The sequence below is a fragment of the Alteromonas sp. AWJ4_197 genome (assembly GCF_056160285.1).
This window is the reverse complement of record NZ_JBSWWW010000002.1, coordinates 231,059-246,201: the sequence shown is the minus strand read 5'-3', so window position 1 is coordinate 246,201 and position 15,143 is coordinate 231,059. Positions and strand designations below refer to the sequence as shown.

Genomic DNA, 15,143 nt, shown 5'->3' with positions numbered 1-15,143 from the left:
TCTCAATTTAATTGCAAGCTTTTCTCTGAAAAGTTGATTTAACGGCACTTCATAATATGCAGAAATTGAACGCCACTCATACAGACCGGCAGCTTATTCATTCTTTGAGTCTTCCGCACTGTTTACCACCGTTTCCTGATGATGAATGTGAGGTGTGGCCTCTTTTTCTGCTTCTTTCAGGGCTTCCTGAATTAACGTTTCGAGCTGGATAAACAGCTTTATAAAATTGTTGTCTATGCGCTCGCCACTGGCATCGTCTAACCAGGCCGAGTAGAGCGTATCACTTTGCTTCGCTTCAATAGCCTTGTAAGCCGCAACCTGTTTCTTCGCCTGAATAGGGTGAATGCCTAATGACCGGAGCGCTTCAGCCCCCATTTCCAGCGCTGAATGGTAGGTTTCTGACACCACAAAATCGACACCTGCCTGCCGGAGTCTGTAGCCGTGCCCGCGGTCAAAGGCTCGGGATAATACCTTAACGCGGGGATAGGCATGCTTGATATATTTCACCATGTCGATGCTGCTTTCTTTATCATTGATGGCAATAACCAGCATCGAAGCGTGTTCGATGCCCGCTGTGTGCAGCATATCGGGTTTGGATGCGTCTCCGAAATAGGCCTGAGTGCCGATACGGCGCATGTTACCAATCTGTTCAGAGCGGATATCCAGTACGACGGTTTTAATGTTATTGGCTAACAGCAGGCGGTTAACGATTTGTCCGAAGCGACCGATCCCGGCAATGATCACCGTGCCTTTTTCTTTTATCTCGTCTGGTTTTCTGCGGTTACTGCGTCCGGTGTACAGGGGCATAATGACTTTGTCGAAAAGAATGAACAACCCCGGGGTCAGGAACATGGAGAAAGCAACGACCAGTGACAATATTTCAATCAGTCCCGCCGGCAATACAGCGTTCTGACCAGAGAAACTCAGCAGCACAAAGCCAAATTCACCGGCCTGAGCGAGACTGAGGGCAAACAACCAGCGGTTTGCCGCTTTGAGTTTAAAAAACAGGGTGACGACAAACAGTACCAGCGATTTCGCCAGCATGACGGTGAGGGTAAGGCCAAGTATGATCAGTGCATTGTCAGTGAGAATGTCTACGTTAATACCGGCGCCGACAGTGATAAAAAACAACCCGAGGAGCAGCCCTTTAAAGGGTTCAACATTCGCTTCCAGTTCATGACGGAACTCACTGTTGGCCAGCACAACACCGGCCAGGAAGGCCCCTAATGCGGGAGATAATCCCACCAGGCTCATCAGCGCGGCAATACCTACCATCAGCATGAGAGCGGTTGCGGTGAAAATTTCCCGTAAGCCTGACGAGGCCACGAATTTGAATAATGGCCTGCTGAGATAGTGACCGCCAACGGTTACAACAGCCACAGATGCAATAATTACAATGGCGTACAGCCAGGCCGGTAAGCCCTCCACCAGGCTGAAATTGTTCCCGTGGCTGCCGCTGTCTGTATGCTGAGAAGCTAATTCGGGCAGCGCGAGGAGCGGTATCAGTGCCAGCATGGGAATAACGGCGATATCCTGAAACAGCAAAACCGAAAAAGCGCTTTTACCGCCCTCAGTTTGTTGTAATCCTTTTTCCTGAAAGGTTTGCAATACAATGGCGGTGGAAGACAGTGAAAATATCAGGCCGATGGTGAGCGACACCGACAAGGTTTGTCCGAGAGCCTGCGCCAGCAGGGTAATGAGAACTGTGGTGAGCAGCAATTGTAATCCGCCCAGTCCTATCAGCCGGGTTTTCATTGCCCATAATGATTTGGGTTCCAGTTCCAGCCCTACAAGGAACAGCATCATGACCACGCCGAACTCGGCAAAATGCTGAATCGTTGTGGTTTCATCTCCTACCAGTCCGAGCACCGGCCCGATGGCAACCCCGGCCACCAGATATCCGAGCACAGAACCCAGCCCTGAACGTTTGGCAAGCGGCACTGCGATGACCGCAGCAACCAGATAGATGAAAGCTTGCAGAAAATACCCTGTCATGGCGTAAGTGTCGTCCTTAAACAGAAAATGGGGAAAAATAGTGTGCTGAGACCGGCTGGCTGTGCCGGTAATCTGATGAAAACGGCAGGGAGCAACCACAGTCTGATTATGTCGCTATCGGGCACAGCGGGCAATGTACCGGCAGAGGAAATCCTATAAATTTTGGCTATATCTGATATTCAGTGATATGCAATTATGTTTTTTGTTAGGGCAGTTAACAAATTGTGAATTCATTGTTTGACATTCGATGTCATTTCACTGAGTATTTAGGCACTTTGCGCCCCGCTATGAACCAGAACAACACCCTACAAAAGATTTGCTCAACCAGGCAAACGCATATTGTTCGGGCAGGGAAAAGTATCTGACTGATAACGCTCAGCGGCGTGCGCTGACCGCTTATCGCTACACGCAACAACAACGAACAATATCAAAAAGAGAGTACATTATGGCTGGTTCGCCTTTACCTCAATCAGACAACGTTCAGTCGAATAGCACATCAACACCGAAGTTTGCTTTATCAGTAATGACAAGCATCTTCTTCATCTGGGGATTCATTACGTGTCTGAATGACATTTTGATCCCGCATTTGCGGATGCAGTTCGATCTGAGCTACACCCAGGCCATGTTGATTCAGTTTTGCTTTTTCGGCGCTTATTTTATTTGCTCAATTCCTGCAGGACGCATTGTGGGACGCATTGGCTACAAGAAGGGCATGGTAACCGGCTTGTTGATCACCGCTGTAGGCGCTGGTCTTTTCTATCCTGCAGCAGCTACTGCTCAGTACGTATTCTTCCTCGCGGCACTGTTTGTGCTGGCTTCCGGCATCACGTTGTTGCAGGTTGCAGCAAACCCTTACGTGGTGGCGCTGGGTCCGTCGTCGACAGCAGAAACCCGGTTAAACCTGACACAGGCATTTAATTCACTGGGCACCACTGTGGCACCTTTGTTTGGCGGCTTGCTTATCTTCGGTCTGGCAGCGAACGCCACTGCAGAAGCCCACGCTGAAGCGGTACAAATTCCTTACATCGGCATTGCGGCGTTTCTGATTTTGCTGGCGGTGATCGTATCGAAAACCTCGTTGCCGGTGATTGCATCTCAGGAAAAACCGGTGAAGCCGCTCTCTTTTGCGCAACTGAAACAATATCCTCATTTACTGTTCGGTGTACTGGGTATTTTCCTGTATGTCGGCGGTGAAGTGGCAATCGGCAGCTTCCTGGTGAATTTCCTCGGTGAGAGCCATATTGGTGGCATGAGCGAAGAAACAGCCTCTGCGTACGTCGCTTATTACTGGGGTGGTGCCATGGTTGGCCGGTTTGTCGGCAGTTATGTGATGCTGCGGGTCAGTGCACACAAAGTGCTGACAGGAAATGCGGTTATCGCCATGGTGCTTATCATTACGGCGATGATGACATCCGGTCAGGTTGCGGTATGGGCAATTCTGCTGGTGGGCCTGTTTAACTCTATCATGTTCCCGACTATTTTCAGTTTGTCACTGAAAGGCATGGGACAACATACCTCTCAGGCATCCGGCCTGCTGTGTCTGGCTATTGTAGGCGGCGCACTGGTTCCCCTTTTACAGGGAGTAATGGCAGATGGTATGGGTGTGCAACTGGCGTTCATCGTACCAGTGTTCTGTTACCTGTATATTGCCTGGTTCGCATCGGTTGGCTCGAAACAGCAAAAGAATGCACCGGACGCAGAGCTTGCTGCTTCCTGAGCGCATCGACGCATAACAGCATTGGCGCATAACGAAGAAAGGCAGGTTAATTTCCTGCCTTTTTTGTCTCAGTCCGTTTTCAGTAAAACTCCCGCCCCTGTCTACTTCAGGGCTGTAATCAGCCAGTGGCAATATTCCATTCTGTTATCTGCCAGTCTGTCGTTGATAAAATAGCAAACCAGCATGTCGCCGTCCCGGCCGGTTCCCATGGCATAGCAATGCCCGCTTATCCTGGGAGACCAGAACGCGGACTGCATTAATAGTTTATCCAGTGCTGCTTTACGGCTGTCGCTGAACGGAAAAGCTATGTACCAGTCATTGTTCGCTGCTTTTATTTGCTCAAAACTCACTAACAATGGCCACTGCGCCAGCACGTAACGGGGCAGGGGCGGGTAGTCGTTAGCTGTGCTCTGATGAAATGTTTGATGAGGTGATAATACCGTGGTGACCAGGGAAGCTGTCTCATCTGAGGTCAGTGGTGGTAAAAGGGCGGGCTTTCCTCCACGGAACAGTGTCTCCAAATCCGGTTTTTTCGTCAGGTCAGCGAACGCTATGGCTGATGACTTTGCAGTATTAACTGAGACATTATCCTGTGCCCTTAATGTGGCTTTGTAATAGCCGGTAAGTCGTTTAACTTCTTCTGAGTGCTTGTCAGAATCACCGTTATCAGACGTAATTTCTGAGGGTACACTTAAGGATTCCGGGTTGAGCTGACAAGAGATACTGTAGCCATAATCCTTAGCGACGGAGTTAAGTTTGTCAGCGATGTTGCCGGTGTCGCCATTATTTATAAGCAGTGTGATATTGTCCGGCCGGTAATATCTGCTTTTGAACTGCCTGATAACTTCAGTCGTTAAATGAGGCACTGTGCCCGTGAAACCGCCGGTAAAAGCCTCACTGTATTTCCCTTCCTCCAGCAGCGATGCCACATGTTGCCGGTAGGTAGGTTGTTGCTCGTAAAAGTCCAGCTCCTGATAGATGACGCCGTTTTTTTCCCGCAATATATCGTCATCTGAATATTGCTGGTTGAGTAAGCCTGAATACAGAAACGACAGGGCGTGATGAAACAATGCCTCATGGTCCGTTTCGACAAAGTAAAACGTCATCTCTTCCTGCGTTGAGGCATTGATACGAAGGGGGAGTATAGCCAGCGCGGCGAATAAATTATGGGCTTCGGGGAAATGCAAAGAGCGCCTGAAAACCAGATGCTCACACACGTGAGCCACGCCGGAAGCATCATTCACCGGCGTTGGCAGTGCAAATACGCCGGTAAACGGAGTCGCGGGGCCGGAACATTTTTGGATGACGGTGGCAGGTGAGAGAGACATACCGTCACCTGCTCATACAGTCACAATATCAATTTTGTTTTTCGGGTCCCGCAAAATCACCGCTTTGTCTTCGTTACGTGCCGCTTTCTCAATCGCGGCTTCGATGGTGTGATGATGGGGCGATTTACTGCAGACCGGGTCGGCCTGATGCATATCGCCGGTGAGCATGTAAGCCTGACAGCGACAGCCTCCGAAATCTTTTTCTTTTTCATCACAGTCGCGGCAAGGGGAGGGCAACCAGTCTGTGCCGCGGAATTTGTTGAAAGAGAAGTCTGAATACCAGATCTCGCTGAGGGATTTCTCTTTCACATTCGGGAACGTCATCGGCAGAATTTTCGCGCTGTGACAGGGCAGTGCTGAGCCATCCGGGGTGACGGTGAGAAAGGTTGAACCCCAGCCGTTCATACAGGCTTTCGGACGGTCCTCGTAGTAGTCCGGTGACACAAAAATGAATTTAGGCCCTTTACCGTTCTGCTTTTCGCGGAAAGCATTAACCTTTACTTCCGCTTCTTCCAGCGTCGCTTTTGAGGGCAATAACTGATCGCGGTTTACGTAAGCCCAGCCGTAATACTGTACGGTTGCCAGCTCAACAAAATCCGCATTCAACTCACAGGCCAGGGTCAGCACGTCATCAATCTGATGGATATTTTGGGCTGTCAGACAGAAATTGAGGACCATGGGATAGTCGTATTGCTTGATGAGCCTGGCTACTTCCAGTTTCTGCGCAAATGAATGCCTGCGGTTACCGATAAGGTCGTTGTCTTCTGCATTCGCAGCCTGAAAACTCAGTTGAATATGATCGAGTCCGGCCTCTTTTAAAGCGGCAATACGCTTTTCTGTCATGCCTATACCGGAGGTAATTAAATTTGTATAGAAACCCAGTTCGGACGCATGGCTGACCATTTGCTCCAAATCTTTACGTAATAAGGGTTCACCGCCTGAGAAACCCAGTTGCACGGCTCCTATTTCACGGGCTTCTGTCAGCACCCGCAGCCAGTGGGAAAGATCAATTTCCTCTTCTTTTGCTGTCAGGTTTAAGGGGTTTGAACAGTAAGCACAGTGCAGGGGACAGGCATAGGTGATCTCTGCCAGTAACCACAGCGGCGGACCGGCGGCCGGCGTATTCGTTTCATCAGACATAATGGATCCAGTCTTTGCTTTCGGCATCGCTTAAAAACGCGGTGATATCGTCACCGATATCTTCCGGGGCTTCCGGAAACTTTGCTTTTAGTGCAGTAATGATATCGCCAACAGATTGTTCACCGTCTACCTGCAACAGGATCTCTGAAGCACTGGGGTTCAGTTTCACCATGCCTTCAGGGAACAGCAGGACGTAGCAATTCTGCGCTTTTTCAAATTGCAGTTTATACAACCGGTTGCGCTTCGGGATGCGTGTCATAGTAACCCCTTGTGACAAAGTGACTGGTCGCCGATCCCCGTGTAGGGTTTACGGCCGTACTCGTAAGCCAGGCTGATAGCATCTGCCATCGACCACAGAACGTCCAGTTTGAACTGCAGGATATTCAATGCTTTTTGCTGTTGTTCGCGGGTGACAAAATGGTCCAGCGTGATTTGTAAACCGTGTTCAACGTCCCGTCTGGCCTGACTTAATCTCATCTGAAAATAGGTGAAGCCTTCCTTATCAATCCACGGATAGTGACCTGGCCAGCTATCCAGACGACTCTGGTGTATTTCGGGAGCGAACATTTCTGTGAGTGAAGAGCAGGCTGCTTCTTCCCAGGTCGCACGGCGGGCAAAATTCACGTATGCACCCACAGCAAACTTAACCCCGGGCAACAGGTATTTTTCAGACAACATATCGTCACGGTTAAGGCCCACAGCTTCACCCAGCCTCAGCCAGGCTTCGATGCCACCTAAGCGCGGGTCACCGTCTTCACCGTCGTGGTCAAGGATCCGCTGGATCCACTTTCTGCGTGTGGTCATGTCCGGACAATTAGCCAGAATGGCTGCGTCTTTAACCGGAATGCACACCTGATAATAAAACCGGTTAGCTACCCAGCCCTGAATCTGCTCTTTGGTACATTCCCCCTTATTCATAGCTATGTGGAAGGGGTGATAAATATGATAGTACTCGCCTTTAGCGCGAAGTTTTTGTTCGAATTCTTGTTTTGACCACGGCTGTGCTGTCATTGTCAGTCCTCAGCGTTAAAGCGTAATGTGCATGCCATCGTAAGCAAGCTCAATATGATTGTCTTCGAGGTATTGGTGAGCAGATGAGTCTTCATCCAGTACCGGATTTGTATTATTAATATGGATAAGTACCTTGCGCTCTATGTTGAACCTGTTCAGCAGGGCAACTGCACCGTCTTCACCATTTACCGGCATATGGCCCATCTGCGTTCCCAGACGGTTACTGAATCCGTTTTTAATCATTTCATCGTCAAGCCATAACGTGCCGTCAAACAACACACAATCCGCTTTATCCAACATATTCTCTACCAGCGGATTTGCCTGAACACAGCCGGGAGCATAGAAAACCGATTTGCCGGAACGGGTATCTTCTATATGCAGGCCGATATTGTTGCCCGGCACAATGTTATCCCGGTATGAGGAATACGGCGGCGCATTTGAAGCCAGCACGACAGGATGAAAAAGAAGACCATCAGCACCTTCAGGTGTAAAAGCACTGTCGTACTTTGTATCAATTCCGTGGCGTTGAAGTCCGCCGTGCCAGTGTTTAAGCATCGTGAAAAGAGGAAATGCACCGGTTAAATCTTCATAGACCACGTCAGTGCAATACACCGGCAGCGGCAAACCTTCCCGCAGCGTCAGTAATCCGGTTGTGTGATCAATCTGACTGTCGGTAAGCACAATAGAACGGATAGATGTGCCGCGCTGCTGCTCAGGGTCCGCCGGCCACAGTTGAGGTGTTTGATTGATTTGCTGGCGCAGGTCGGGAGACGCGTTGATCAGCACCCAGTCTGTGCCGTTGGAAGAAACCGCTATGCTTGACTGCGTGCGGGCAGACGCATTAATTGAATTCTGCCGTAGCCCTTTGCAGTTCTTGCAGTGACAATTCCACTGGGGAAATCCACCACCGGCACCGGAACCTAAAACGAGAATTTGCATACTTCACCTTTACCGTCTTAGCGTCATATAAGAGGAACAAAAAAGGCTGCCAGTGGCAACCTTTCATCAGGGTGTCAGTCAGCAATGCTGAGTGTCACCGGCACCACAACCAAAGACCTGCTACTGAAATCAACAGCCAGCCTTTGCAGGGCTGTTAACGGTTTTTGATGTACAGAGTTACTTCAAAACCTAAACGCATTTCAGTATATTGAGGCTTAGTCCACATGGGGCGGCTCCTGTTTTTATTAACGATGATTTAACATTCGCAATCATTATAGAAAACGACTTTTGGGAAAAAAATCCTACTTTGGCACTAGTTCCCTGATGCTGACTGCTACTTTGGGAGGAAGGCGTTGTCACCTTGCTCTCATGCTTTAACCGTGCCGTTGGCTGTATTGGCAAAGCAGTTTTTTCACGGGGCAACCTGACTGTATGTATCAACTATAGCATCAGGCAAATAGCTTTCCACATCATTATGCCGTCCCACATTGTTACGAAAGGTCTGTAATAAAAGATTCGCCCCTTGCTTTTTGTGAGCTCCTGTAATTGATATAACTTCCGGTTAGATCCAGGGAAGAAATTAATCTCGAACTATCACTGAAAAAATCTATCATTACCCTTGAAATCTTTCTTGAGATAGATCAAAAATTGACCTGTCGGTTTTTGTTATTTTACAAGGAGCCCAAGTTCCGGAACAGGGATTGTCCAGTGGCAATAAATTAGGTAAATAAATCTTTTCTATGATGTGATCTTTCGCAGGCAGTGAGACGAAAGAATAGGATTCTACCCGGAGAGTAAAAATGAGTATTCCTGTTATCCGTCCGACCCTTGCCGATCAGGCGTTACGTATTGAACAATCACACATCTGGCTACATTGTTTCCGCACATGTGCCAGGTGTGAATCTCTGTCTGATACGCTTACCGCCTATGATTTTAATGATGGCAGCCGTTTGATCCTTGATTCAAGCCATCCCTTTCCTCAACCTGTAAAAAGTAAGGCAGCTTTACGTATCGCCTGATTTTCTTTCCTCCAACCGGTTATCTTAACCGGACTGACTTTGAGGTTGTCGTAGTGGTAAACATTCTGTTTACCGTACCTCATTGTCCAATGGTGTAGCCCAAAACAATTCCTGCTGCCTGCCTTCCGGTAGACATACCATTTGAAAAATCCTACGCTGATTTTGTCCGGACTGATGCCTTCATTACTGTTTATTATTTCTGAAATTACCTTGGAGATATATTGAAAGTTTACAGGGCGGGTTTCAAATTCTGTTCTCTTTTCCAGTTTTATCCGGGTACTCTGTCACTTTGCCTGATCTGACACACAATAAAGCGTGATTACGCTGACTTAATAATCCTTTGAGATCAACTGTACGGTAAGTGGCAGGATGATCAGTCACAATAGACAGAATAATTATAAACGGGAGAAACCATGAAACTCACACCTGTGTACACAGCATTACTGGCAGCGGGCCTGCTTGCCGGTTGTAATGAATCTCAGACTCCGGCAACCGAAACTACCGGCGTCACCGCTGCTCAAAAACAAGCAGCAGAAATGGCATTGTCCGAAACGGCGAACACTTACACGACTGCGTTTCTGACACAACAACCGGCTTTGTCAACGATGCTGGCATTGACGCCGGAGCAGGCTGGTGGTCCGTACAACGATAAGTTTCCAGACTACACTGCAAAAGGGATGGCTGCGCTGCAAAAAAGCATGGCAGAAGGTTCTGCGGCCCTTAAAGACATTGACCCGGCAGGGCTGACAGCAGAGGCGCAGACACACCGTAATATTCTGATTAATATCTTTGACTACTACACAGGTGATACCCGTTTCCCCGCAGGCTACATTGATACCTGGGGCGGTCATCTGCCTTATATCATCAACCAGATCTCCGGCCCGTTAATCGACATGCCAAAGCTTATGCAGGTACAGCAATCTGTAAGCAATGAGCAGGAAGCAGACGCTTACATCAGCCGCCTGGAAAAAATGGGTGAGTTCGCTGATGGCGTTGTGGCTAAGTTTAAAGCCGACGAAGCGAAGGGCATCGTTTTACCTAAAAAGCTGCATCCGAAGACCATCGCTTTTTTTAATAATTTTCTCGCCAGTGAACCCGCAGATCATGAACTGGTGAAAACCTTCGCAGAAAAGCTCACACAAGCAGAAGGCATTGATGATAAGCAACGTGAAGCGCTGGTGGCAAAGGCAACTGAACTGGTGACAACGGTTGTTTATCCGGCGTGGAACCGGGCCCGCGATGCGGTGCTTGAGAGCGAAGCACATGCAAGTAAAAGTGACGGTATCTGGGCGCAACCGGGGGGCGATGAGTTTTATGCTCATGAAATCCGCTTCCTTGGCGATTCTGTGTGGACGGCAGATGAAATTCATCAGACCGGTCTTGAAGAAGTTGACCGGATTTCAGCGCAGATGGACACCATTCTGAAAGAAAATGGCTACAGTGAAGGAACGGTGGGGGAGCGGATGATTGCCCTTGCCGGCTTGCCAGGTCAGGTATTTGATGCCACTGATGAAGGGCGTGGTGCGCTGCTGGATTATCTGAATGATGAAATTGATGCAGTGATGGCAAAAGCGCCTTCATTCTTCGGCACTATTCCGGAGCAGGCAGTCGAAGTACGCCGTATTCCACCGGTTTCGGAAGCGGGTGAAGCTGGCGGTTTTTACTCGCCGCCTTCCCTGGATGGCGCACGTCCCGGGATTTACTGGATAAACTTACGTGATATGGAAGCGGTGCCGAAATTCGGCCTGAAGACGCTGACTTATCATGAAGCCGTGCCGGGGCACCATTTCCAGATCGCGCTGAACATGGCGCAGGAAGACATTGGTCTGATGCGTCAAAACGCGCCTTATAACGCGTATGTTGAAGGCTGGGCACTCTACTCTGAATACGTTGCTGCTGAGTATATGGGCATGTACGACGATGATCCACTGGGGGATTTAGGGCGTCTGCAGGCTGAATTGTACCGTGCGGTGCGCCTTGTTGTTGATACTGGCCTGCATCACAAGCACTGGACCAGAGAACAGGCGATTGATTATTTCCATAAAACTACCGGTACATCTTTATCTGATGTTGTGCCTGAAATCGAGCGTTACATGGCGTGGCCGGGTCAGGCACTTGGGTATAAGTTGGGCATGCTCACCTTTGTCAAACTGGAAAAAGAAGCAAGGAATGTATTAGGTGACAAATATGACATTAGAGAATTTCATGATGTTGTGCTACTGCCCGGTGCACGACCCATGGCAATGGTGAAAAGCGATGTTGAAAAGTGGGTGGAATCTAAAAAATACTAATTAAAACATTGCTTTGCATTTGGTTGAGGCCGGACTTGTTCCGGCCTTTCTCATTTCTGCGCTTCAGAACGTCACCGGAAATCACCGGTTTCCCCGCAAAAAAACGGGTATGCGTACTTATTAGTATCTACATCTGATTATCATTTTGTATATCGAACACCCATAAGGGTCTGGCTACACTCCGGCCATATCAGGAAAACGACCGTTCCCGGTGGAACATCGTGCATCAATGCCTGAAGAGAAGATAAAGAAGGATGTAGCCCATGTTGACATTATCGCAGTTTCGAAACAGTTACCCGTTGCAACTGGAATGTTCCCTTGCAACGGGAAGCAGTCCGAAAACATTGTTGCGGCTGTCTGCGAAATACAATGGCCGTGATCCTTTCAGACGCTTCGTCGAACAAACGGCGACCAGTAACCGGCCAATCCATTTTTTAGGCAATGACCGGAGTCTGGATGCCAGTGTGGCGAACTTAAGTGAGATAAGTAAGCAGATTGCAGACATTGAAGAATGGCTGGGTCTGTCTTATCAGGACATTCTGAAAAAGATTTCGGGTGCATACAGTGATACACCGGTGAGTAAAATTTTTGACTTACAGGCACCGGGAAAGTGGGAAGGCGTAACCCGCAGTGAAATGCAGACACTACTGAAAGAGCTGCATTTCTGGGTGGTGTATATCAACGATCTGGACATTGTCCGCAAAGACGTGAGTTCCGCAAAGAGCTTACATTACTTCTTGCGGCGCCATCCGGTAGGAAGTTGTCAGACACTGGCTGATGTTGTGCTGTTAAACAATGACAGCTGGGATCTGGATGAAACCCGCTATCAGGATATTCTGGCTGATTTAATCGCCAGAGATGACGACTGTATTTTGCGCTGGATAGAACAACCTGAACCGGTAGCTCATTTTAATATCCGTTCAAAAGTGCCTTATAACTCCATGCTGACCTGGGTTATGTTGTCGCTTACGTCACGGACCTACGGCTATACCAGTAATTTGTGGGGCACTAAAATTCAGTGGAAAAAACAGGGCTTTAAATTACGCAAAGATGCGAGGCCGTCACCGGTATTTCATTACTATTCCATGCCGTCGGCAGAATTGTCGTGGGGAGAGGGCGATGAAGGGGCTGCGCAGAAAGGTCGCCGTATTTCACTGGTTTACAATGCCAGTGAGCTGGTGGATTACAAAGGCATGCCCTACGAAGAAGGATTCGTTGAACCCTTATCCACATTGAAGAACCGGATAGACAGATTGAATGTGGATATCAGGGAAGGTGACGAGCCCCGTTTCCATCCGCAGGAAGATTATATCGAAATGCCGCCTGAAACCGGACTGTATGCCAAGCATGTCACAGAAGCCTGGTATCAGGCCATCTTACCGTTACTGATCCGCTGGGCCGGTCATCAGAAACGGCTGGATGTGGGACGACATTTGCTGAACCCGGTGCAGTACGACGCCTATTCCACACTGGTCACAGAAGTCGCCACGTCGAATTTGTCAGCGCGCTTTGGTCTCGACAGAAAGCCATGCCAGACCAGTGTTCAGCGTATTGGTAACTGGCTGGACGAATTGCCTTCCAAAGAGCGTTTCGCGGTTGTAGCCAGTGCATCTGAGTGTGCAAACCGCCTTTGTCACTATCTCTTCCCTGACAACCGTCAGGAAGACTAAAATAGCCTGTGCAGCCACTCTTCATGGTGGTTGCACGGACTTATTTGCTATTTTTGGCGTTTTTTTGTCCGTTTATCGTATTTTTCCCGGAGTTTGTATTGCCGTAGAACGGGAATTTGATAGAGTTGTGCAATCTGTCACCGCCTTGTCATTTCTGGCTTGCAGCGGGATAATAACGATAATTCAGGATGCGCTTCATGTCACAACAGTGCTTTCGTATGAAAGGCACCACGCTTACCAGTATTGTACTGGAAGTCCTTCATTTCGAACCGGATGAATTTGACACGCAACTGGCGGCGAAAATTGCCAGTGCGCCACATTTTTTCACCCGTTCTTCGCTTATTCTCCATCTCAACGCTACAATGTCGGCAACAGAGTTCGAGTTGCTGGTTGCTTTATGCCGCCGTCATCAGCTACAGCCGATGGCGATAAAGGGTGAAACCGACGGGTTAAAAGCGACGATAAACGATCTTGGTCTGGCTGATATCAGTCAGAGTAAGTTAAGTGAGCGTTCACTGACAGAAGCAAAGCCCGCCGAACCGGAACCGGAGCAGACGCCTGAGCCGGTCACTGAAACCGTAACAATCACCAAAACCACAGAAGTACTTAAGCCGGCAAAAATTGTTGCCCGCCCTGTACGCTCCGGACAGCAGGTGTATGCGGATGGCAGTGATCTGGTGATACTGGGCGCCGTAAGTGAAGGGGCTGAAATCCTGGCGGACGGAAATATTCACGTCTACGGTACCCTGCGCGGTCGCGCGCTGGCGGGCGTAAAAGGTAATACTGAAGCACGAATTTTTTGCCAGAACATGGAAGCTGAGCTGGTATCTATCGCCGGCAGATTCGTGATGCAGGAAAACATACAAAATAAGTGCTGGAAACAACCAGCGCAGGCATATTTAGATGCAGATGCACTTCTTATAGAAGCATTAACCTAACGCAGTGCAGACGCTATTGGGGAATAGTAAATGGCTAAAATTATTGTAGTAACTTCAGGAAAGGGTGGGGTTGGCAAAACAACGTCCAGCGCCGCCATTGCTACAGGTCTGGCACTGGCCGGACACAAAACCGTGGTGATAGATTTCGATGTGGGTTTACGGAATCTTGATCTGATCATGGGCTGCGAGCGACGTGTGGTGTATGACTTTGTTAATGTAATTAATAAAGAAGCCACGCTGAATCAGGCACTGATTAAAGACAAACGTACCGACAACCTGTACATCCTGCCTGCGTCACAGACCAGAGACAAAGATGCACTGACAATGGAAGGTGTCCAGAAGGTACTTAACGATTTATCCGAAGATTATGACTTTATCATTTGTGATTCGCCGGCTGGTATTGAGCAGGGCGCGCAAATGGCACTGTATTTTGCTGATGAAGCTATCGTGGTAACTAACCCGGAAGTCTCTTCAGTGCGTGATTCTGACCGTATCCTGGGTATTTTGCAGAGCAAATCTATGCGTGCAGAACAGGGGAAATCAGTGAAAGAGCACTTGTTGCTGACCCGTTATAACCCGCAACGTGTTGCCACCGCAGAAATGTTGAGTGTTGCTGACGTGGAAGAAATTCTGGCCGTTCCGCTGCTGGGTGTTATTCCGGAGTCTGAGGCGGTTCTGAAAGCGTCTAACCAGGGTACACCGGTCATCCTTGATGATGAATCGAATGCCGGTCAGGCGTACTCTGACGCGGTTCGCAGACTGCTGGGCGAAACGGTAGAACACCGCTTCCTGGACGTTCAAAAGAAAGGTTTCTTTAAGCGACTGCTGGGAGGTAAATAATGGGTATTTTCGATTATCTGCTGAAAAAAGGTAAGCCTAACACTGCCGCAGTAGCCAAGGAACGCTTGCAGATCATCGTCGCCCATGAGCGCCGTAAACGTTCTCAACCGGATTACCTGCCAATGATGCAGCAGGAAATTCTGCAAGTTATCCGCAAATATGTGCAAATTGCTGATGATGATGTATCGGTGCAACTGGAAAACAGTGACGACTGTAGTGTACTGGAACTGAATATCACTCTGCCTGAGAATTAAA

Annotated in this window: 14 protein-coding genes; 7 read left to right on the top strand and 7 right to left on the bottom strand. The window is 48.8% G+C overall.

Translation table 11 applies throughout. The features are described 5' to 3' along the window. Positions 1–93: 93 nt before the first annotated feature. Complete coding sequence (locus ACXAGC_RS04500) at positions 94–1,995, bottom strand: monovalent cation:proton antiporter-2 (CPA2) family protein (RefSeq protein WP_474842765.1); 1,902 nt, start codon at positions 1,993–1,995, stop codon at positions 94–96. Between the two features lie 445 nt (positions 1,996–2,440). On the opposite strand from ACXAGC_RS04500, the gene ACXAGC_RS04495 reads away from it, so the two are divergent. Further along, a complete protein-coding gene (locus tag ACXAGC_RS04495; protein ID WP_474842763.1) occupies positions 2,441–3,712 on the top strand; it encodes a sugar MFS transporter in 1,272 nt (423 codons plus the stop codon). A gap of 101 nt (positions 3,713–3,813) precedes the next feature. On the opposite strand, the gene ACXAGC_RS04490 is transcribed toward ACXAGC_RS04495, so the two are convergent. From ACXAGC_RS04490 to pqqA, 6 genes are all read right to left on the bottom strand, one after another. After that, on the bottom strand, positions 3,814–5,040 hold the full coding sequence (locus tag ACXAGC_RS04490; RefSeq protein WP_474842761.1) for an insulinase family protein: 1,227 nt from the start codon (positions 5,038–5,040) through the stop codon (positions 3,814–3,816). A gap of 12 nt (positions 5,041–5,052) precedes the next feature. Further along, positions 5,053–6,180 (bottom strand): pyrroloquinoline quinone biosynthesis protein PqqE, encoded by a 1,128-nt coding sequence (pqqE, locus tag ACXAGC_RS04485; protein WP_474842759.1) that lies wholly within the window; start codon positions 6,178–6,180, stop codon positions 5,053–5,055. Beyond that, a complete protein-coding gene (pqqD, locus tag ACXAGC_RS04480) occupies positions 6,173–6,439 on the bottom strand; it encodes a pyrroloquinoline quinone biosynthesis peptide chaperone PqqD (protein WP_474842757.1) in 267 nt (88 codons plus the stop codon). The genes pqqE and pqqD overlap by 8 nt, the downstream gene beginning before the upstream one ends. Then, entirely contained in the window at positions 6,436–7,191 is a 756-nt protein-coding gene (gene pqqC, locus ACXAGC_RS04475) for a pyrroloquinoline-quinone synthase PqqC (protein ID WP_474842755.1), read from the bottom strand. Before pqqC ends, pqqD begins: the two co-directional genes overlap by 4 nt. 15 nt (positions 7,192–7,206) lie before the next feature. After that, entirely contained in the window at positions 7,207–8,130 is a 924-nt protein-coding gene (gene pqqB, locus ACXAGC_RS04470; protein WP_474842753.1) for a pyrroloquinoline quinone biosynthesis protein PqqB, read from the bottom strand. Between the two features lie 154 nt (positions 8,131–8,284). Continuing rightward, on the bottom strand, positions 8,285–8,356 hold the full coding sequence (gene pqqA / locus ACXAGC_RS04465) for a pyrroloquinoline quinone precursor peptide PqqA (protein WP_083273040.1): 72 nt from the start codon (positions 8,354–8,356) through the stop codon (positions 8,285–8,287). Positions 8,357–8,930: 574 nt separating this feature from the next. On the opposite strand from pqqA, the gene ACXAGC_RS04460 reads away from it, so the two are divergent. The 6 genes from ACXAGC_RS04460 (at position 8,931) to minE (ending at position 15,142) form a co-directional block, all read left to right on the top strand. Beyond that, positions 8,931–9,149, top strand: a complete 219-nt coding sequence (locus ACXAGC_RS04460) for a hypothetical protein (RefSeq protein ID WP_474842751.1) — start codon at positions 8,931–8,933, stop codon at positions 9,147–9,149. A 413-nt stretch (positions 9,150–9,562) separates the two neighbouring features. Then, on the top strand, positions 9,563–11,440 hold the full coding sequence (locus ACXAGC_RS04455) for a DUF885 domain-containing protein (RefSeq protein ID WP_474842749.1): 1,878 nt from the start codon (positions 9,563–9,565) through the stop codon (positions 11,438–11,440). A gap of 263 nt (positions 11,441–11,703) precedes the next feature. Continuing rightward, complete coding sequence (locus ACXAGC_RS04450) at positions 11,704–13,110, top strand: zincin-like metallopeptidase domain-containing protein (protein ID WP_474842747.1); 1,407 nt, start codon at positions 11,704–11,706, stop codon at positions 13,108–13,110. A 197-nt stretch (positions 13,111–13,307) separates the two neighbouring features. Continuing rightward, positions 13,308–14,048: a septum site-determining protein MinC gene (minC, locus tag ACXAGC_RS04445; RefSeq protein WP_119502092.1), complete on the top strand. Its 741-nt coding sequence runs from the start codon at positions 13,308–13,310 to the stop codon at positions 14,046–14,048. A gap of 30 nt (positions 14,049–14,078) precedes the next feature. Next, positions 14,079–14,888 carry a septum site-determining protein MinD gene (minD, locus tag ACXAGC_RS04440; protein ID WP_119502091.1) on the top strand — a complete coding sequence of 270 codons (810 nt, stop codon included), beginning with the start codon at positions 14,079–14,081 and terminating at the stop codon, positions 14,886–14,888. Next, complete coding sequence (gene minE, locus ACXAGC_RS04435) at positions 14,888–15,142, top strand: cell division topological specificity factor MinE (RefSeq protein WP_119502090.1); 255 nt, start codon at positions 14,888–14,890, stop codon at positions 15,140–15,142. Before minD ends, minE begins: the two co-directional genes overlap by 1 nt. The last annotated feature ends 1 nt before the right edge of the window (position 15,143 follow it).

Coding starts and splice junctions, on each gene's coding strand:
- ACXAGC_RS04500 (WP_474842765.1), bottom strand. CDS start 1,995: ATGACAGGGTATTTTCTGCAAGCTTTCATCTATCTGGTTGCTGCGGTC.
- ACXAGC_RS04495 (WP_474842763.1), top strand. CDS start 2,441: ATGGCTGGTTCGCCTTTACCTCAATCAGACAACGTTCAGTCGAATAGC.
- ACXAGC_RS04490 (WP_474842761.1), bottom strand. CDS start 5,040: ATGTCTCTCTCACCTGCCACCGTCATCCAAAAATGTTCCGGCCCCGCG.
- pqqE (WP_474842759.1), bottom strand. CDS start 6,180: ATGTCTGATGAAACGAATACGCCGGCCGCCGGTCCGCCGCTGTGGTTA.
- pqqD (WP_474842757.1), bottom strand. CDS start 6,439: ATGACACGCATCCCGAAGCGCAACCGGTTGTATAAACTGCAATTTGAA.
- pqqC (WP_474842755.1), bottom strand. CDS start 7,191: ATGACAGCACAGCCGTGGTCAAAACAAGAATTCGAACAAAAACTTCGC.
- pqqB (WP_474842753.1), bottom strand. CDS start 8,130: ATGCAAATTCTCGTTTTAGGTTCCGGTGCCGGTGGTGGATTTCCCCAG.
- ACXAGC_RS04460 (WP_474842751.1), top strand. CDS start 8,931: ATGAGTATTCCTGTTATCCGTCCGACCCTTGCCGATCAGGCGTTACGT.
- ACXAGC_RS04455 (WP_474842749.1), top strand. CDS start 9,563: ATGAAACTCACACCTGTGTACACAGCATTACTGGCAGCGGGCCTGCTT.
- ACXAGC_RS04450 (WP_474842747.1), top strand. CDS start 11,704: ATGTTGACATTATCGCAGTTTCGAAACAGTTACCCGTTGCAACTGGAA.
- minC (WP_119502092.1), top strand. CDS start 13,308: ATGTCACAACAGTGCTTTCGTATGAAAGGCACCACGCTTACCAGTATT.
- minD (WP_119502091.1), top strand. CDS start 14,079: ATGGCTAAAATTATTGTAGTAACTTCAGGAAAGGGTGGGGTTGGCAAA.
- minE (WP_119502090.1), top strand. CDS start 14,888: ATGGGTATTTTCGATTATCTGCTGAAAAAAGGTAAGCCTAACACTGCC.